An 18817-nucleotide genomic window follows, 5' to 3' on the forward strand; every position below is an offset into this window, starting at 1 on the left:
TCGCCATGGCTCAGCCCCTGCCCTGCAGGAGCTCGTCCGCCTGCGCGCGGGCGGCCTCCGTGACCTGGGCGCCCGACAGCATGCGCGCCACCTCCTCCCGGCGGCTGCCCTCCGAGAGCGGCTGCACGCGCGTCACCATGCGTTTCGAGGCCACCTCCTCCATCTTGGAGATCAGCATGTGCTGGGAGGCGCGCGCCGCCACCTGCGGGCTGTGGGTGACGGCCAGCACCTGGAGGTTTCCGGCCAGCCGCGCCAGCCTGGCCCCGATGGCATCCGCCACCGCGCCGCCGACGCCGGTGTCGATCTCGTCGAAGATCAGGGTGGGTGCGGAGCCCTTCGATGCGAGGATCACCTTGAGCGCCAGCATGAAGCGCGCGAGCTCACCCCCCGAGGCCACCTTCATGAGCGGCGCCAGCGGCGTTCCGGGATTGGCCGCTACCATGAACTCGACGCGGTCGATGCCGGTGGGGCCGGGCTTGCCGGCGTCCGTCTCGAGCGCGGTCTCGAAGCGGGCGCGCTCGAGCTTCAGGGGCGGCAGCTCCGCCATCACCGCCTTGTCCAGCGCGCGGGCCGTCTTGCGGCGCTTGTTGGAGAGTTTTTCCGCAGCGCCGTCATAGGCTTCGCGCGCAGCCTTGAATTCCTGCTCAAGCTTCTTCAGGCGCCCGCCGCCATCGCTCAGCGCCTTGAGTTCCATGTCGAAGCGCTCGCGCACCTCGGCCAGCGTATCGACCGTGCATTTGAACTTGCGCGCGGCGGCGCGGAGCGCGAAGAGCCGTTCCTCCGATTTCTCGAGCTCGCGCGGGTCGAAGACGAAGGCGCGCTGGGCCTCCGCGATGGCCCGTTCGGCTTCCGCAACCTCGGCCAGCACCCGGTCGAGCGACTGGCAGACATGGTCCAGCCTGCCGCCCGCGCTCTCGCGCCGGCGCTCCAGCTTGCGGAGCGCGGCGTTGAGCCTGGCGATCGACGTGCCGTCTCCGGCCAGCGCCTCTTCGGCCTCGGTCAGCGCCTCGGCGTATTGCTCGGCGGACATCATCATCTGGCGCGCCTCGGCGAGCTTCGCCTCCTCGCCTGGAAGCGGGTTCAGGGCGCGGAGCTCCTCCGCGGCATGTTCGAGATAGTCGCGCTCGGCCTCGGCGCGCTCCATGAGCCTGCGGTGTTCGAGCAGCGCCTCCTCGGCTGCGGACGCCCTGGACCACAGCGCCGCCACCTCGTTCACATCCGCCTCGTGCCCGCCGAAGGCATCGAGAAGGCGGCGGTGGGCCGAGACGTCGACCAGCGCGCGGTCGGCATGCTGGCCGTGAATCTCGGCAAGCGCCACGGCGATCTGGCGCAGTAGGTTCAGGCTCACCGGCTGGTCGTTGATCGCCGCCCGGCTCGGGCCGTCGGCATTCTGGATGCGGCGGATGACGAGCTCGCCCTCGGCGTCGATCCCCTGCTCGCGGAGCAGCGCGAAGGCCGGGTGGCTGCGCGGCAGGCTGAAGGCCGCCGTCACCACGCCGCGCTCGGCTCCGGTGCGCACCAGGCCGGAGTCGCCGCGCGCGCCCAGCGCCAGGCCGAGCGCATCGAGCAGGATCGACTTTCCCGCCCCGGTTTCCCCCGTGAGCACGGTGAGGCCCCTGTCGAGCGAGATGTCGAGCTTCTCGATCAGGACGATGTCGCGAATGGAGAGAGCGGTCAGCATGCCGCGAGCATATAGCGGAGTCGGGCTCTCAGGCGAGAGCCGAGATCAGAGCGGGTTGATCGAGCTGAAGGCCTTGGAGATCCACGACTCCTCGTTCTGGACGGGAGCCTGGCCATCGCTCGACACCAGATTGTAGGCGTCCTTGTACCATTCGGAGTCGGGATAATTGGTGCCGAGCACCGCCGCCGCCGTCTGCGCCTCAGAGACGATGCCCAGGGCCATGTAGCCCTCCGACAGGCGGTAGAGGGCTTCCGGCGTCTGGCTGGTGTTGCGGTATTCGGTGACGACGCGCTTGAAGCGGTTGATGCCCGCGAGGTAGCTGCCCTTCCGGTAATAGAAGCGGCCCACTTCCATTTCCTTGCCTGCGAGATGGTCGCGCGCAACGATCACCTTCTGCTCGGCGTCCGCGGCATAGGGCGTGCCGGGAAAGCGCTGGGCCACCTCCTCCAGCGCCACGAGCGCCTGCTGCGTGGCGGACTGGTCGCGCCTGGTGTCGGCGATCTTGTTGTAGTTGGAAACGGCGATCAGGTAGTAGGCGTAGCCTGCGTCCCGGTGGCCCGGATGAAGGGTGACGAAGCGGTTCGCCGCCACGACGGTGTCATCCCATTTGCCCATGCGGTAATTGGCATAGGCCTGCATCAGGATGGCCTTGGTGGCGAAGCTCGAATAGGGATATTGCCGCTCGACCTCGGAGAATTTCTTGATCGCGGACTTGTTTTGGCCGCTGGAGAGCTCCGACAGGCCGTCATTGTAGAGCTTGGCGACTGCCGCATCGTCCTGCGAGGCGGTCATGTCCGGCGCAACGCCGGCCGTCAACCCGGCGGTGGAGGTGGAGGAGGCGCTGGTGTCGTCGCCCCAGAGGCCGTCCATGATGCTGGTGGCGCATCCCGAGAGCAGCACCGCGATGGCCGCCGCCGCAAGACTCCGCCCAATCATTCCCGTAACCCGCACCGGCGACCCCACCCAGACCTTCATCTTGCGTACCCGCGACTCGCGCGATGCATTCATAACCGCTGGCGGCGCCAAACACCAATGCCGCAGCGCGCCTCTTAAATGCGCCAATCCCGGCGGAAGTGTGACCGCCGGGATTGGTAAATCAACGTTCTAATTCAGTCAGTTGGCCTGCCGCCGGAGGAAGGCCGGGATCTCCAGCTGGTCATCGTCGTACTGCTGTTCGGCGATCTGCGGCGGCTGCGGCTGCGGGCGCTGCGGGGCCTGCTGCTGCGGGCGCTGGGCGGATTGCATGGCAATCGTCGGCTCGCGGTGCGAGGGCTGGGGCGGCGGATCGTCCTTGCGGCCAAGCCCCACCGAGGCGAGGCGCTGGAACAGCCCCGGCTTCTTCTTCTGGGCATGCTCGGCGATCGATTCGATGCGGCTCTGCTGCGCCTCGATCTGGCGCTTCACCTGCGGCGGGAATTCCTCGATCGCGGGCATGCGCACCTGGCGGGCGGCGGGCTGCTGTGCACGCTCATGGTAGACGGGCTGGGCAACAGGCTCCGGCTCGGCCTCTTCGGCCCCCTCATCCTCGGCATAGGCCTGGACGGGGGCGGGAGGAGCCGGCTGGTGAACGACCGGCTGCGGCATGCGCGCGGCCATCGGCGCAGGCTGCACGACGGGCTTCTTGTTGGCGGGCTGCTTGCCGACATAGCCGAAAACGGAAGGCTTCTCGGCGGGTTCCGCCGGTTCCTCGGACTTGCCGCCCTTGAGCGCTTCGGCGGCGAGCCCCGTGGCCACCACCGACACGCGCATGATGCCCTCGAGCGACTCGTCGAAGGTGGCGCCAAGGATGATGTTGGCTTCCGGGTCCACCTCCTCGCGGATGCGGGTCGCGGCTTCGTCCACTTCATAGAGGGTGAGGTCGGGGCCGCCGGTGATCGAGATGAGGAGCCCGCGCGCGCCGCGCATCGAGACATCGTCGAGCAGCGGGTTGGAGATCGCGGCCTCGGCGGCCTCGATGGCGCGCTTGTCGCCGGAAGCCTCGCCCGTGCCCATCATGGCGCGGCCCATCTCGCTCATGATGGCGCGCACGTCGGCGAAGTCGAGGTTGATCAGGCCTTCCTTGGTCATCAGCTCGGTGATCGAGGCAACGCCGGAATAGAGCACCTGGTCGGCCATGGCGAAGGCGGCGGCGAAGGTCGTCTTCTCGTTGGCGACGCGGAAGAGGTTCTGGTTGGGAATGACGATCAGCGTATCGACGTGCTTGGCGAGCTGCTCGATGCCACGCTCGGCCGTCTGCTGGCGGCGGATGCCTTCGAAATGGAAGGGCTTCGTCACCACGCCGACGGTGAGGATGCCCTGCTCCTTGGCGGCCCGGGCGATGACGGGCGCGGCTCCGGTGCCGGTCCCGCCGCCCATGCCGGCGGTGATGAAGGCCATGTGGGAGCCCGCGAGATGGTCGAGGATCTCGGGTAACGCCTCCTCGGCGGCGGCGGCACCGATCTGTGGTTGAGATCCGGCACCCAGCCCCTGGGTCAGGGCTGTACCCATTTGAATGCGGCGTTGCGCGGCGTTCTGCATCAGGGCCTGCGCATCGGTGTTGGCGACGACGAATTCGACACCCTCGAGCCGGCTCTCGATCATGTTGTTGACGGCATTACCGCCCGCACCCCCGACGCCAAACACGGTGATGCGAGGCTTCAGATCGGAGAGGTTGGGGACGGTAAGGTTGATTGTCATGATTCACGGCGCCCGGATTGATTTGCCGTGACCATATTTCTTACCGAATTCATAACAAATGGTTAACGGCCGCTAACCAATCCCCTAAAATCCAAGAAGGATTGCACTGTTCTGAACCGCTCCCGTAACGACCGCTTCAGCCCCGCCCGGCGCGGCTGGCCTGGCGATGCACCCCGGCGATGCGGCTCGCCAGGACCTTGTCCACGCGTCTGCCGTCGAGGTCGACGACCTCGAAGCGCCAGTTCCCCACCTTGACCGACTGGCCGAGCGAGGGGAGATGCTTGAAAGCGTCGATGACGAGGCCCGCCACCGTCTCGTAGCGGCGCTTCGGCGGCAGCGGAAAGCCGATGAGCTCCGCCATCTCGTCCACCGCCAGGTCGCCCGGCAGGAGCCATGACCCGTCGTCGCGCTGCACGGCGCCATCGCCCCCCTCGCCCGTCGGTTCGAAACTGCCGGCGATGGCCTTGAGAAGGTCCGCCGCGGTGACGATGCCCAGCGTGCGGCCATACTCGTCCTGGACGAAGGCCATGTGGATCGAGGAGCCGCGGAACAGCTCCATCGCCTCGAGCGCCGGCATCGATTCCGGGATGACCGGCACCGTCTGCACCAGCTTGCCGACCTCGAGCTTGCGGCGCTCGAGCAGCGCGTCCGCCACGTCCTTGACGACGACGATGCCGATCACCTCCTCCGGATTCTCGCCATGGACGGGAATGCGCGAATGCGGCGTCGCCACGATCTTCTTGCGCAGTTCGGCCGGCTCGTCGTCGATGCCGATCATGTCGATGTCGGTCATCGGCGTCATCAGCGCCCGCACCGGCCTGTCGCCCAGCCGCATCACCCCCGCGATCATGTCGCGCTCGCCGCTCTCGATCACCCCGGCGGATTCGGCTTCGGCGATCAGCGTCTTGATCTCCTCGTCGGTGACGGTGGCCTCGCTCGATTCCCGAAGGCCGAGGAGCCGGATGAGGAGCCGGCCCGAGCCGTCGAGCAGCCAGACGAAGGGGGCCGCCGCCTTTGAGAGCAGGTGCATCGGATAGGCGATGCGGCAGGCGATGCCCTCCGGGTTCTTGAGCGCCACCTGCTTCGGCACGAGCTCGCCGATGACGAGCGAGACATAGGTGATCGCCGCCACGACCAGGATGAAGCCGATGGGTTCGGCATAATTCTCGGGCATGCCGAAGGAGACCAGGGCGTTCGACAGCCGTTCGCCGAGCGCCGCTCCGGAGAATGCGCCTGCCAGGATGCCGACCAGCGTGATGCCAACCTGCACGGTGGAGAGGAACCGGCCTGGGTTCTCCGCCAGCATCAGGGCGGTTCGGGCGCCGGGAATACCCCTGTCGCGCATGGATTTGAGGCGGCCCGGACGGGAGGAGACGACCGCCAGCTCCGACATGGCCAGTACGCCGTTCAGCAGCACGAGGCCCAGCACCAGCAGGATTTCAAGCGTCAGCATGGAAGGAGCGCATATAGCGCCTGCCCCGGCGCCATGCAAACCCCGCCGTAACGGAAGGTCAGAAGCTGTCGGCGATCCAGCGGCCCATGCGGCGGACGTAGCCGGTCTGGGCGCGCTCCACCGCCTCCGCCTTGGCCTTGGGCAGGGCGTAGTGGAGATCGGGCTTCATGGCATAGTCGAGCAGACCTGCGCACACCGCGAAACCCGGCGAATGGGCGCTTTCCGGCATTCCCTGCACATGGGCCGGCGCACCGAGCCGCACCTGCCGGTCGAGCCACTGGCCGGCCACGTCGCGGACCCCGCTGAGCTGGCTCGCACCCCCGGTGATGACCACGCGGCGGCCCGCGAGATGGGCGACGCCGGAATTCTCCAGCTTGTCGCGCAGCATCTCGAAGATCTCCTCGAGGCGCGGCCGGATGATGCCGGTCAGCATCGACTTCGGCACCTGCTGGACGGTGTCCACACCGCGCTCGCCCAGCAGCGGCACCGAAATCATCTCGCGCTCGTCGATGGTGCTGGCGAGTGCCGAGCCCCACAGCGTCTTCATGCGCTCGGCGTGGGCGATGGTGGTGGAGAGCCCGCGGGCGATGTCGTTGGTGATGTGCTGGCCGCCGAGTGGGATCATGTCGGATGACACCAGGTGGCCTTCATGGAAGATGGCGAAGCTCGTGGTGGCGCCGCCCATGTCGACGACGGTGACGCCGAGCGTCTTTTCGTCCTCCGCCAGGACGGCGCGCGCCGCGGCATAGGGTGCGGTCACGAAGCCCGCAATGGCGAGATGCGCCCGCTCCACCGCGAGGGCGAGGTTCTTCAGATGCGGCTGCTCGACGGTGACGACGCTGAGATCGAGCGACAGCGACTCGCCGAACATCCCGTTTGGGTCGGCGATGCCGCGCGCCTCGTCGAGATGATAGTACAGCGGCGAGAGGTGCAGGATGGTGCGCCGGCCGGGGTCCACCTGTTCCAGCGCCGCGTCCAGCACCCGGTCCTTGTCGCGCGGGCTCACCTGCCCGGTCTGGGTTGGGACGCTGCCCGTGTGAAGGCGCGACTGCGGGCGTCCGCCCGAGACGTTCACATAGACACCGGTGATGGTGCGCTGCGCCATGCGCTCGGCCGCGTCGACGGCGAGCCTTATCGCCCGTTCGGCCTCGTCGACGTTGACGATGGCGCCGGAGCGCACCCCGCGCGAAAGCTGATGCCCCACGCCGAGGATCCGCAGCGCGGTCTTCTCTTCCGCATCCGAGCTGCGGTGCTTCGCCGGCACCGCCTCGGCGATGAGACAGCTGATCTTCGTGGAACCGATGTCGAGGGCGGCGACGAGCCCACCCTTCGGCACGGCATTGCCCTTTGCCGCGCCCTTGCCCTGAAACTGCACCACCGTCATCTACGCGAACCCCTCACACCCCGTGACTGGGCCGGAGTCAGTTGCTTCCGGCCACTGCCTTCTTCGTCTTGCTGCCGGCGTCCTCCGCCTCGAGCTCGGCCACCTCCACGATGACTCGCCCGGCGAGACGCAGGTCCACCGACCTGATGCCCCTCGAAAGCAGCCGCTGCGACCTGTTCAGCCCATCGACAGTCCGCAGCGCCTCCTCCCAGCCCTTTTCCGGCAGCTGCACGGTGATGCCGCTGTCGAGATAGAGGGTCCAGCGCCGGTTCCCCACCCGGGCGGCGGCCTTCACCTGCAACATTATGTCGGGATAGGCTGAGAGTTGGTTAACGAGTTCCGCCGCGGCGGAATTCGCGCCCTCCCCTGTGACCAGCGGCAGCCGCACGAGGCGCGAGGCCGAAAGCCCGCTCATCGCGGCACCCGACCGGTCGATCACGTAGTAGGCATCGCCGCGCTGCCAGATGGCGAAGGGCTCGCGCTCGCGCACCTCGACGGCCAGCTGGTTGGGGAAGAGCCGCTGCACCTTCGCACTCTCCACCCAGTCCAGCCCCTCGAGGATACGGCGGGCGCGGCCCGCATCGAAGCCGATGAGCGAGCCGCCGGGCTGAACGCCGATCGCAGCCAGCAGAACGTCCGGCTCGTGGTGTTCGAGGCCCGAGATGGTGATGTCCTCGGCAGCCATGCCGACGAGGCCGGCAGCCTTGCCCGGCAGCATCAGCCACTTGCTGCCCGGATAGTCGAAATAGCCACCCTGCACGAGGGCCGAGACGATGGCGCCGCCGAGGAGCAGCACTGCCGAGGCGCGCGCCGCGAAGCGGAAGCGCAGGCTGTTGCCCTGCTCGAGCCAGGATTGCCGCGGTGCGCGCTCATGGATGGGAAGGTCTTCTTCGCTCATCTGTCCACCGACGCGTCGTTGACCATCCAGGTGACGAGATCCTCGTAGCTGTGCCCGGCATGGGCGGCGAGCTCCGGCACCAGCGACGTTCCCGTCATGCCCGGCTGGGTGTTGACCTCGAGCAGGATCAGCTCTCCGCCTTCGACGCTGTCGTCGTAGCGGAAATCGGCGCGAGAAACGCCGCGGCAGCCCAGCGCCTGGTGCGCCATCAGCGCATATTGCTGGCACTTGCGGTAGATCCCGTGCGGAATCTCCGCCGGCAGGATGTGCTGCGAGCCGCCGGGGGAATACTTGGCCTCGTAGTCGTACCAGGCGGAGCTTTTCGAAACGATGTCGATGACGCCGAGCGCCACGTCGCCCATCACCGCACAGGTGAGCTCCTTGCCGGGAACGAAGCGTTCCACCATGGCGTGGCTGCCGAAGATGTGGCGCTGCTCCAGAATCATGGCGGCGGGCCCATTGGCGCGCGACATCACGATATGCACGCCGACGCTCGAACCTTCCGAGACCGGCTTCACCACGTAGGGCGGCTGCATCGGGTGATCGGCCGCGGCCGCCTCGAGCTCGACGAGCCGGCTCTCCGCCACGGGAATGCCGGCGGCGTGGAAGATCGCCTTCGACTTTTCCTTGTGCATGGCGAGCGAGGAGGCCAGCACGCCGGAATGAGTATAGGGAATCTGCAATGTTTCGAGGATCGCCGCGCAGCAGCCGTCCTCGCCCCATTTTCCGTGCAGCGCGTTGAACGCGACGTCCGGCCTCATCTCCTGCAGCACCGAGACGATGGTCTCGCGCTTCACGTCGACCGGCACCACGTTGAAGCCGGCGCGGCGCAGCGCGGCTGCACAGCCCTCGCCCGAGGCGAGGCTCACCTCGCGCTCGGCCGACCAGCCGCCCATCAGCACGGCAACGGTGGTTTCGGCAGGCACGCGCCTTTGACTCATGCGGCCTCTCCCGCTGCGAGGCCGATGCGCTTGATCTCCCAGTCGAGATCGATTCCGGAGGTCTCCTTCACCCGGGCGCGAACGGTTTCACCGAGTTCCTCGATCTCCGCCGCCGTGGCGCCGCCCTCGTTGATGAGGAAGTTGCAGTGCATCTCCGAGACGCGTGCCTGCCCCACCGCGTAGCCGCGCATGCCTGCATTGTCGATGAGTTGCCAGGACTTGTTGCCGGGCGGGTTCTTGAAGGTGGAGCCGCCGGTGCGGCTCTTGATCGGCTGGGTCGCCTCTCGGCTCCCGGTGATGCGGTCCATCGCGGCCGCGATTTCGGCGGGATCGCCCTGCCGGCCCTGGAACAGCGCCTGCGTGAAGATCAGGTTCTCGGGCGCGCCGCTGTGGCGGTAGCTGTATTTCATGTCCGCATTGGACAGCACGTGGATGTTCCCCGACCGGTCGACCGCCCGCGCCTCGATCAGAATGTCCTTCGTCTCGCCCCCATAGGCCCCGGCATTCATGCGCAACGCGCCGCCGATCGTGCCCGGTATACCTCTCAGAAAGGTTAATGCATCGATACTTTTCTCGAGCGCAAAGCGTGCGACGCGCACGTCGAGGGCTGCCGTGCCGGCCCGCACGCGCTGCCCCGGTTCCTCGGCGATCTCCGAAAATCCCTTGCCGAGCCGGACGACGACGCCGGGCACGCCGCCGTCGCGCACCAGGAGGTTGGAGCCCACGCCGATCACATAGACGGGTATCTCCGCCGGCGTGTCCTTGAGGAACCCCGCGAGATCGGCCTCGTCCGCCGGGGTGAACAGCACTTCCGCGGGTCCTCCCGCGCGGAACCAGGTGAGCTCGGCCAGCGGCGCATTGGCCTCCAGCCTGCCCCGCACCGCCGGCAGCCGCTTCAGCAGGGCCTCGCCGTCGATCCTCGCCATCACGTCGCGGCCTTGTCGAAGGCCTCGAGCTGGCCCGGAAGCGCATAGGCCCACTGCGTGATGGTCCCGGCACCGAGGCACATCACGAGGTCGCCCGGCTTCACGAGGCTCCTGACCAGCGGCGCCAGCTGCTCCGGCTTCTCGATGGCGTGGACGGAGCGATGGCCGCGCGACTTCAGTCCCTCGGCCAGCGCGGTGTGCGAGGCGCCCTCGATCGGCGCTTCGCCTGCCGCGTAGACCGGCGCCACGATCACCGTGTCGGCGTCGTTGAAGCAGGTGCAGAACTCGTTGAACAGCGAGGAGAGCCGCGTGTAGCGGTGCGGCTGCATGACCGCGAGCACCCTGCCCTTCGCCACCCCGCGCGCCGCCTTCAGCACGGCGGCGATCTCCACCGGGTGGTGACCGTAGTCGTCGAAGACGGTGACGCCGTTGTGCGCACCGGTGCGGGTGAAACGGCGCTTCACGCCGGTGAAGCTCCGGAAGCCCTTGCGGATGTTCTCGTCCGAGATGCCGAGCTCCTTGGCGACGGTGAGCGCCGCCGTCGAATTGAGCGCGTTGTGCTCGCCGGGGATCGCGAGGCTGAGCTCGCCGATGTCGTGCGTCTCGCCGGTGCGGCGGTTGGTCATGCGCACGGAGAAGCGCGTCTCGCCGTCCTCGTAGCTCACCTCCATCAGCCGCACGTCGGCCTGGGGGCTCCGGCCATAGGTGATGACGCGGCGGTCGCGCACCCGGCCTATCATCTCCTGCACCACCGGGTGATCGATGCACATCACCGCGAATCCGTAGAAGGGGATGTTCTCGACGAAAGCGAGGAAGGCCTCCTTCGCCTTGTCGAAGGTGCCGTAATGGTCGAGATGCTCGGGGTCGATGTTGGTAACGATCACGACGTCGGCGGGGAGCTTGACGAAGGTGCCGTCGGATTCATCCGACTCGACCACCATCCAGTCGCCCTTGCCGAGCCGCGCGTTCGTGCCGTAGGCGTTGATGATGCCGCCGTTGATCACGGTCGGGTCGAGGTTGCCGGCGTCGAGCAGCGCCGCGACGAGCGAGGTGGTGGTGGTCTTGCCGTGCGTGCCGCCCACCGCGATGCAGGACTTGAAGCGCATCAGCTCCGCCAGCATCTCGGCGCGCCGCACGATCGGCAGATGGCGGTTCCGCGCCTCCACCAGTTCCGGGTTGTCGTCCTTGACGGCAGAGGAGACGACGACGACCTGCGCCTCGCCCACGTTCTCCGCGCGATGCCCGATCTGCACCGCGATGCCGGACTTGCGCAGCCGCGCGACGTTGTAGTTGTCGGTGAGGTCCGAGCCCTGCACCTTGTAGTCCAGTGTCGCCATGACTTCGGCGATGCCGCTCATGCCGATGCCGCCGATGCCGATGAAGTGGATGGGGCCGACGTTGCCCGGGAGTTTCATGCGCTGTGTTTCCCTGCGATCCGTTCCGTGAGGTCCGCCAGGCGCTCCGCCGCATCGGGCCTGCCGTGGGAGAGCGCGGCCGCGGCCGCCTGTTGAAGCGTGCCCTGTTGAGAGCGAAGTGATGTCAGAAATTGGGCAAACGCCCTGGGCTCGAGCGAGGCCTGTGGATGGACCCAGCCCGCCCCGGCCGCGGCGAAGCTCTCGGCATTGCGCAGCTGGTCGTTGTCGAGCGCGTGCGGCAGCGGCACCATGACGGCGGGCCGCCCGATGACGCCGAGCTCGGCGATGGTCGATGCCCCGGACCGGCAGACGACGAGATGCGCCTCTGCGATGCGCCGCGGCATGTCCATGAAGAAGGCGTTGAGCTCGCAGTCGAGGCCAAGCTCGCGGTAGGCCTTCGAGACCTCCGCCATGTTCTCTGCCCGCACCTGCTGGGTGAGCCTGATCCCCGCGCGCTCCTCCGCCGTCATCGCCGCGAAGACCCTGGGCATGAACTCGCCGAAGAACTGCGCCCCCTGGCTGCCGCCGAAGACGAGGAGGTTGAAGCGGCCGAAAGCCGGATAGGGTGCGGCGCGCTCCGCAAGCGCGATGCCGCGCACCGGGTTGCCGGTGACGGTGAGCTTCTTCTGCGCCTCCGCCGGGAGGCCCCGGAGATCCGGGAAGGATGAGGCCACCGCATCGGCCCATCTGGCCAGCACGCGATTGGCCCGCCCCATCACGGCGTTCTGGTCATGGACGCAGGATGGAATCCCCAGCCGTGCGGCCGCGATGATCGGCGGGAATGACGGGTAGCCGCCGAAGCCGATGACCGCCATGGGCTTCACCCGCTTCAGGATGGCGCGCGCCGTGCGGTAGCCGCCGAGGAGGCGGAGCGCCCGCCCCGGCACGAGCCACGGCCTCGACAGCGACAGCGTGGCCGAGGGCACGATATGGGTTTCCGCGGCGGGAAATGACTTGCCGTAGTCCCGCACGCGTTCGTCCGTCATCAGATGGATGGCGTAGCCGCGCCGGGTGAGTTCCTCGGCGAGCGCCTGCGCGGGGAAGAGATGGCCTCCCGTGCCGCCCGCCGCGAGAACGATGGTGCCTTTCTCCGCCATCGCGCCTCAGGCGTAGGCCGGGCTGAGCGGCTTCACATGTGAGCCGGCACCGAAGCGCCGCCGCCCCAGCGCCAGCACCAGCCCCATGCCGAAGGCCATGCCGATGAGCGAGGAGCCGCCATAGGAGATGAAGGGAAGCGTCATGCCCTTGGCTGGAAGCAGTGCCGTGTTCACTCCCATGTTGATCACCGCCTGGAAGCCGAAGACCAGCGCCAGTCCGCTCAAGGCCAGCGCCGCGAAGGGGTCAGGCTCGGCCTTGGCGCGCACCAGCACCTTCAGCACGATGAAGGCGAAGAGCGCCATCAGCAGCAGGCAGGCGATGAGGCCGAACTCCTCGCCGACCACGGCGAAGGTGAAGTCGGTGTGGGCGTCCGGCAGAACGAGCTTCGCCTCGCCGCCGCCCGGCCCCGCGCCCATGAAGCCGCCGTTCCGGAAGGCCTGCATGGCCGTGTCGACCTGGAAGGTGTCGCCCTTGTCGGGGCTGAGGAAGCGGTCGATGCGCGACTGGACGTGCGGCACCATCAGATAGGCCGCATAGAGCCCGGCGATGCCGAGTGCCGCGAGGCCCAGCACCGTGATCCACGAGATGCCGTAGATCAGCAGCATCGAACCGAAGGTGAGGACGACGAGCGCCGTCTGGCCGAAATCCGGCTGCATCACGAGGAGGCCGATGAACAGCACGGCGAACAGGAAGGCCACCGCATGGCCCGGCATGTCGGGCCGGCGCGTGTGCTCCGCGAGGAACCATGCGGCGACGACGACGAAGCTGGGCTTCGCCAGTTCCGAGGGCTGCAGGTTGATGGGCCCGACGTCGATCCAGCGGTGTGCACCCTTGATCTCGGGGCCGAAGAACAGGGCGGCCACCATCAGCGCCAGCGCCGCGAAGAACATGAGCAGCCCCGCCCGGCGCACCAGCCGCGGCGGAAAGAACGAGATTGCCACCAGGAGCGGCACCGCGAGGAAGAGATAGAACAGCTGGCCCTTGATGAAATGGAACGTGTCGACGCCGATGCGGTCCGCCACCGGCGGGCTCGCCGCCATGCTCACGAGCACGCCGGAAGCCATGAGGAGGAGCACGGCGAACATCAGCCCGCGGTCCACCGTGAACCACCACTGGGCGAGAAGGCCGCGGTCGCTACGTCCGAGCAGCATGGGCGTCTCCTGTGATTGTCATGTCCACACCTGGAAGCTGCGAGACGGCCTTGACGAAGGCATCGCCCCGCACCTCGAAATTGGGATACTGGTCGAAGCTGGCGCAGGCGGGCGAGAGCAGCACCACCGCACCCGGCCTCTTCTCGGCCCGCGCATCCCGGAGCGCTGCGGCCACGGCCTTCTCCAGCGTGCCGCAATCCTCGACCGGCATGGCGCCGCCCAGAGTCGAGGCGAATTCTGCCGCCGCCTGGCCTATGAGGTAGGCGCGCGCCACGCGCGGAAACAGCGGCTTCAGCGGCGCGATGCCGCCCGCCTTGGCGATGCCGCCGGCGATCCAGTAGATGTTCTCGAACGAAGAGAGCGCCTTCTCCGCCGCGTCGGCATTGGTGGCCTTGGAGTCGTTGACGAAGGCGATGCCGTCCACCCGCCCCACCTGCTGCATGCGGTGCGCGAGGCCCGGAAAGCTCTTCATCGCGGCGGCGATCCTTGCGGTCTCCACGCCGAGCGCCCTCGCCGCGCCATAAGCCATGGCGGCGTTCTGCCAGTTGTGGCGGCCCCTGAGGGCCGGCATGGAGCGGAGGTCGATCTCCGCCTTTGCCACGCCCGAGCGCCTGTCGCTGAGCACGCCGTCGGGCGCGGAAATTCCGTCCGCGAGTTCGCGCGTGACGGAAACCTCGCGCACATCCGCACCGGTGGCGCGGGCCTGGCGCGCGACCGCCGCGCACCAGGGATCGTCGACGCCGCAGAGTGCCGTGTCGCCCCGCCCCTGCCTGGCAAACATGCGCGCCTTGACGGCCGCATAGTTCTCCATGCTGCCGTGGCGGTCGAGATGGTCGGGCGTGATGTTGGTGAGGATGCCGACGTCGGGCTTCAGCCCCGGCATCAGGTCGATCTGGAAGGAGGAGAGCTCCAGCACATAGACGCGGCCCTTCGCGGGCGGGCGCAGCAGGAACACCGCCTTGCCGATGTTGCCGCCGACATCGACGTCGAGCCCCGCCTCGGCCAGCACGTGGCCGGTGAGGGCGGTGGTGGTGGACTTGCCGTTGGTTCCGGTGATGCCGACGATGCGGGCACCCGCCGCCGCCGCCTCGCGCGCGAAGATCTCGGTGTCGCCGATGACCTCGATCCCGGCATGGCGGGCCTTCAGCACCGTCCAGTGCGGCTCGGGATGGGTGAGCGGCACGCCGGGGCTCAGCACCAGGGCATCGAGCCGCGAGAAGTCGAGTTCGTGCAGATCGCTGATGGGCAGCCCCGCGGCCCTGCCCTTCTCGACGGCGGGCGCTGAATCGTCCCAGGCGTGAACCTCGGCCCCACCGAGCCGCAGGGCCTCGATCGCCGCCGTGCCCGAGCGGGCCAGGCCGAACACCGCGACGCTCTTCCCATCGAATGTGGCGGCGGGGAACAAGGCCTACCTCAGCTTCAGGGTCGAAAGCCCGATCAGCGCCAGCACGATGGCGATGATCCAGAAGCGGATGACGATGGTGGGCTCCTTCCAGCCCTTCTGCTCGAAGTGATGGTGCAGCGGCGCCATGGCGAAGACGCGCTTGCCGGTCATCTTGAAGGAGGCGACCTGGATGATGACGGACGCCGTCTCCAGCACGAAGAGCCCACCGATGATGGCGAGCACGATCTCGTGCTTGGCCGCCACCGCGATGGCGCCCAGCGCGCCGCCGAGCGACAGCGAGCCGGTGTCGCCCATGAAGATCATGGCGGGCGGCGCGTTGAACCACAGGAAGCCCAGCCCCGCGCCCACAATGGCGCCGCAAATGACGGCGAGCTCGCCCGAGCCGCGAACGAAGTGAAGTTCGAGATAGTTGGAGAAGTTGAAGTTGCCGACGAGATAGACGATGAGCCCGAGGCTCGCCGCGGCGATCATCACGGGCACGATGGCGAGCCCGTCGAGCCCGTCCGTCATGTTGACGGCATTGCCCGCCCCCACCACCACGAACATGCCGACGAAGATGAAGAAGATGCCGAAGGGGATGAGCACGTCCTTGAAGAAGGGCACCGCGAGCGAGGTGGCGAGCGGCTTCTCGCCGATCCACATGAACATGGCGACCGCCGCCCCGGCGATGGCGAACTCCACGAGCAGCCGCACCTTGCCGGAGAACCCCTTGGTCGAGGCCTTGGTGACCTTCAGGAAGTCGTCGTAGAAGCCGATGGCGCCGAAGCCCAGCGTCACGAACAGCACGGCCCAGACATAGAGGTTGCGCAGGTCCGCCCAGAGCAGCGTGCCGACGAAGATGCCGGAGAGGATCATCAGCCCGCCCATCGTGGGCGTGCCCTGCTTTTCCACGATGTGGCGCTGCGGCCCGTCGGAGCGGATCGGCTGGCCGCGCCCCTGCTTCACCTTGAGGAGCGAGATGATGCGCGGGCCGAACAGGAAGACGAAGATGAGCGCGGTGAGCACGGCGAGCCCGGTGCGCGTCGTCTGGTAGCGGAAGACGTTGAAGAGCGAGACTTCGTCGGCGAGGCTCGTCAGCAGAAGGAAAAGCATCAGGTCTCCTTGGCAAGGGGCGGGTGCGCCGCCCTGATCGCCTCTACCAGCGGGCCCATGCGGCTGCCGAGCGAACCCTTGACCATCACCACGTCGCCGGGCCTGAGACCTGCGAGAAGCCGATCTTTCAGGGCTTCGGAGGTTTCCGCGTGGGCACCGCGCTGCCGCCCCGGCACGCGCTCCCACAGATTCGCCATCAGAGGACCGGCGGCGTATAGGACATCCACCCCCGCGGCGTCCATGGGCTCGAAAAGCCCGGCATGGAGGGCCGGTCCCTGCTCGCCCAGTTCGAGCATGTCGCCCAGCACCGCGATGCGCCGCCCGCCCTTGCCGGGCTGTGCCGCACCGAGGAGCCCCAGGGCCGCCGCAACGGAAGCCGGGTTGGCATTGTAGCTCTCGTCGATCAGGAGGAGTTCGCCGCCATTGATCGCGAGCCGCTCGCGCACGCCGCGGCCCTTGGCGGGCTCGGCCGCCGCGAGGGCGAGGGCGGCCCGCGCGAGATCGGCGCCGGCGAGCTTCACCGCCGCGAGGACCGCGAGGCTGTTCACCGCCATGTGCTCGCCCGGAAGCCCCAGCCGGTAGATGAGCGGCTCGCCCATCACGTCTGCCGTGACGCAGCAGCAGTCGGCGTGGAGCGCCACGCGATCCATCCGCACCTCCGCCTGCGGGTGCCTGCCGAAGGAGACGACGTTCGTGATGCCGCAGGCCCGCGCCGCGGCGGAAAGCCTCTCGAAATAGGGCGTGTCGCGGCTGATGACGGCATGCCCGCCCGGCACCACGCCGGAGAAGATCTCCGCCTTGGCATCCGCGATGCCGTCGAGCGAATCGAAGTTGCCGAGGTGGCTGGCGGCGATCGTCGTGATGATCGCCACGTGGGGCTTCACCATGGCGACGAGCGGCGTGATCTCGCCCGCATGGTTCATGCCGATCTCGAACACGCCATAGGCGGTCTCGCGCGGCATGCGGGCGAGAGTCAGGGGCACGCCCCAGTGATTGTTGAAGGAAGCGGCGGAGGCGTGTGTCTGCCCCGATGCGGAGAGCGCCACGCGCAGCATTTCCTTGGTGGAGGTCTTGCCGACGCTCCCCGTCACGGCCACGACCTTGCCGTGGCAGCGGGCGCGCGCGGCACGGCCCATGCTCTCGAGGCCTCTCAGCGGATCATCCGCCACCTCGAGCACGGGGCCCGCCGCCGTCATCTCCGGGCTGACGCGGGAGACGAGCGCCAGCCCGGCGCCGGCCTTCAGCGCGACGGCCACGAAATCATGCCCGTCATGGCGCTCGCCGCGGATCGCCACGAAGAGGTCGCCCGGTTTCACCGCGCGCGAGTCGATCGACACGGCGGCAAGCGGCTTCTCCACCCTGCCATGAAGCCTGCCGCCGGTGGCCTTCAGGAGTTCGTCGACGGTCCACAGGACCTCAGCCATGATAATCGCGCCCCTCGATTGCGGCCTTCACGGCTTCATGGTCGCTGAAGGGCAGAACCTGCTTGCCGATCTTCTGTCCCTCCTCGTGGCCCTTGCCGGCCACCATCAGCACGTCGCCCTCCCCGAGCGCCGCGACGGCTGCGCGGATCGCCTGCGCGCGGTTGCCGATCTCGACCGCGCCGGGTGCCGCTTCCATGATGGCGGCGCGGATCGCGGCCGGGTCCTCGCCCCGCGGGTTGTCGTCCGTGACGTAGACCTTGTCGGCAAGCCTCGTCGCGATCTCGCCCATGATGGGGCGCTTGGCCTTGTCGCGGTCGCCGCCGCAGCCGAACACCACGTGGAGCCGGTTCTTCGTGTAGGGCCGGAGCGAGCGGATGGCGTTCTCCAGCGCGTCGGGCTTGTGCGCATAGTCGACGAAGACCGGCGCTCCCGTCCTGGCCCGCCCGACGAGCTCGAGCCGGCCTTTGGCACCCTTGAGCGAGGAAAGCGCGTCGACCACCTGCGCCTCCTCGCCGCCCGTGGCGATCACAAGCCCGGCCGCGATCAGCGCGTTCGACACCTGGAAGTCGCCGACGAGCGGCAGTTCCACCGCGTGACGCCGCCCCCTGATGTCGACGTCGATGTGCTGGCTGCCGAGCCGACGCGTGACGCTCCGTATGCGGATCGTCTCGCCCTCCTCGCCGACGCTCCACAGATCGAGACCGCGCGCCTTCGCCCGCCGTGCGGCTTCCTGCCCACGCGGCGTGTCGACGTTGACGACGGCGGCGCCGTCCGCCTCGAGCAGCTCATCGAACAGCCGCATCTTGGCGTCGAAATAGTGCTGCACGCTGGGGTGATAGTCGAGATGGTCGTGCGAGAGATTGGTGAAGCCCGCCGCCCTGATCGCGAGGCCGTCGAGCCGGTACTGGTCGAGCCCGTGGCTCGACGCCTCGATGGCCAGATGCTGCACGCCGTCGTCCGCCAGTCCCGCGGCGATCTCCTGCAGCTTCATCGCGTCCGGCGTCGTATGCGCCAGCTCGACCGTGCCCGCCGGCGAGACGACGCCGACCGTGCCGAGGCTCGCCGCGGGGAGCCCGAGCGCGGTCCAGATCTCGCGCACGAAGCTGGCGACCGAGGTCTTGCCGCTCGTGCCGGTGACGGCGACGATGGTGGAGGGCTGCCTGCCGAACCAGCGCGCCGCCATGCGCGCGAAGAGGCGGCGCGGATTCGAAGAGCGGATCACCGGCACGCCGGCGGCTTGCGCGCCCTCCCCCGCGATCACCGCCACCGCGCC

The 18817-nt window shown here is 68.3% G+C and carries 15 protein-coding genes; all 15 read right to left on the reverse strand.

What is annotated here, in order from left to right:
- Positions 1 to 10 precede the first annotated feature (10 nt).
- Complete coding sequence (gene recN / locus ACK4HL_RS09410) at positions 11 to 1681, reverse strand: DNA repair protein RecN (RefSeq protein WP_409759142.1); 1671 nt, start codon at positions 1679 to 1681, stop codon at positions 11 to 13.
- Between the two features lie 45 nt (positions 1682 to 1726).
- Positions 1727 to 2617, reverse strand: coding sequence for an outer membrane protein assembly factor BamD (locus ACK4HL_RS09415; protein ID WP_409759145.1), 891 nt, complete (start codon positions 2615 to 2617; stop codon positions 1727 to 1729).
- Positions 2618 to 2794: 177 nt separating this feature from the next.
- On the reverse strand, positions 2795 to 4357 hold the full coding sequence (gene ftsZ / locus ACK4HL_RS09420) for a cell division protein FtsZ (protein ID WP_409759148.1): 1563 nt from the start codon (positions 4355 to 4357) through the stop codon (positions 2795 to 2797).
- Positions 4358 to 4493: 136 nt separating this feature from the next.
- Complete coding sequence (locus ACK4HL_RS09425; RefSeq protein ID WP_409759151.1) at positions 4494 to 5810, reverse strand: hemolysin family protein; 1317 nt, start codon at positions 5808 to 5810, stop codon at positions 4494 to 4496.
- Between the two features lie 58 nt (positions 5811 to 5868).
- On the reverse strand, positions 5869 to 7194 hold the full coding sequence (ftsA, locus tag ACK4HL_RS09430; protein WP_409759154.1) for a cell division protein FtsA: 1326 nt from the start codon (positions 7192 to 7194) through the stop codon (positions 5869 to 5871).
- Positions 7195 to 7231: 37 nt separating this feature from the next.
- The gene (locus ACK4HL_RS09435) at positions 7232 to 8092 is read right to left on the reverse strand and encodes a cell division protein FtsQ/DivIB (protein ID WP_409759157.1); all 861 of its coding nucleotides are present in this window, start codon (positions 8090 to 8092) and stop codon (positions 7232 to 7234) included.
- Entirely contained in the window at positions 8089 to 9033 is a 945-nt protein-coding gene (locus tag ACK4HL_RS09440) for a D-alanine--D-alanine ligase (RefSeq protein ID WP_409759160.1), read from the reverse strand. The genes ACK4HL_RS09435 and ACK4HL_RS09440 overlap by 4 nt, the downstream gene beginning before the upstream one ends.
- Positions 9030 to 9959: a UDP-N-acetylmuramate dehydrogenase gene (murB, locus tag ACK4HL_RS09445; RefSeq protein WP_409759163.1), complete on the reverse strand. Its 930-nt coding sequence runs from the start codon at positions 9957 to 9959 to the stop codon at positions 9030 to 9032. Before murB ends, ACK4HL_RS09440 begins: the two co-directional genes overlap by 4 nt.
- Entirely contained in the window at positions 9959 to 11374 is a 1416-nt protein-coding gene (murC, locus tag ACK4HL_RS09450) for a UDP-N-acetylmuramate--L-alanine ligase (protein ID WP_409759166.1), read from the reverse strand. The genes murB and murC overlap by 1 nt, the downstream gene beginning before the upstream one ends.
- Entirely contained in the window at positions 11371 to 12471 is a 1101-nt protein-coding gene (gene murG, locus ACK4HL_RS09455) for an undecaprenyldiphospho-muramoylpentapeptide beta-N-acetylglucosaminyltransferase (RefSeq protein ID WP_409759169.1), read from the reverse strand. The genes murC and murG overlap by 4 nt, the downstream gene beginning before the upstream one ends.
- A 6-nt stretch (positions 12472 to 12477) precedes the next feature.
- Positions 12478 to 13620 (reverse strand): FtsW/RodA/SpoVE family cell cycle protein, encoded by a 1143-nt coding sequence (locus tag ACK4HL_RS09460; RefSeq protein ID WP_409759197.1) that lies wholly within the window; start codon positions 13618 to 13620, stop codon positions 12478 to 12480.
- Positions 13607 to 15028: a UDP-N-acetylmuramoyl-L-alanine--D-glutamate ligase gene (murD, locus tag ACK4HL_RS09465; RefSeq protein WP_409759172.1), complete on the reverse strand. Its 1422-nt coding sequence runs from the start codon at positions 15026 to 15028 to the stop codon at positions 13607 to 13609. Before murD ends, ACK4HL_RS09460 begins: the two co-directional genes overlap by 14 nt.
- Before the next feature lie 3 nt (positions 15029 to 15031).
- Positions 15032 to 16120: a phospho-N-acetylmuramoyl-pentapeptide-transferase gene (gene mraY / locus ACK4HL_RS09470; RefSeq protein WP_409759175.1), complete on the reverse strand. Its 1089-nt coding sequence runs from the start codon at positions 16118 to 16120 to the stop codon at positions 15032 to 15034.
- The gene (locus ACK4HL_RS09475; RefSeq protein WP_409759178.1) at positions 16120 to 17544 is read right to left on the reverse strand and encodes a UDP-N-acetylmuramoylalanyl-D-glutamyl-2,6-diaminopimelate--D-alanyl-D-alanine ligase; all 1425 of its coding nucleotides are present in this window, start codon (positions 17542 to 17544) and stop codon (positions 16120 to 16122) included. The genes mraY and ACK4HL_RS09475 overlap by 1 nt, the downstream gene beginning before the upstream one ends.
- Positions 17537 to 18817: UDP-N-acetylmuramoyl-L-alanyl-D-glutamate--2,6-diaminopimelate ligase (locus ACK4HL_RS09480; RefSeq protein WP_409759181.1), on the reverse strand; the 1281-nt coding region annotated here is incomplete at its 5' end. The genes ACK4HL_RS09475 and ACK4HL_RS09480, both read right to left, overlap by 8 nt.

This window comes from Aestuariivirga sp., assembly GCF_046294715.1.
Lineage (GTDB): Bacteria > Pseudomonadota > Alphaproteobacteria > Rhizobiales > Aestuariivirgaceae > Aestuariivirga.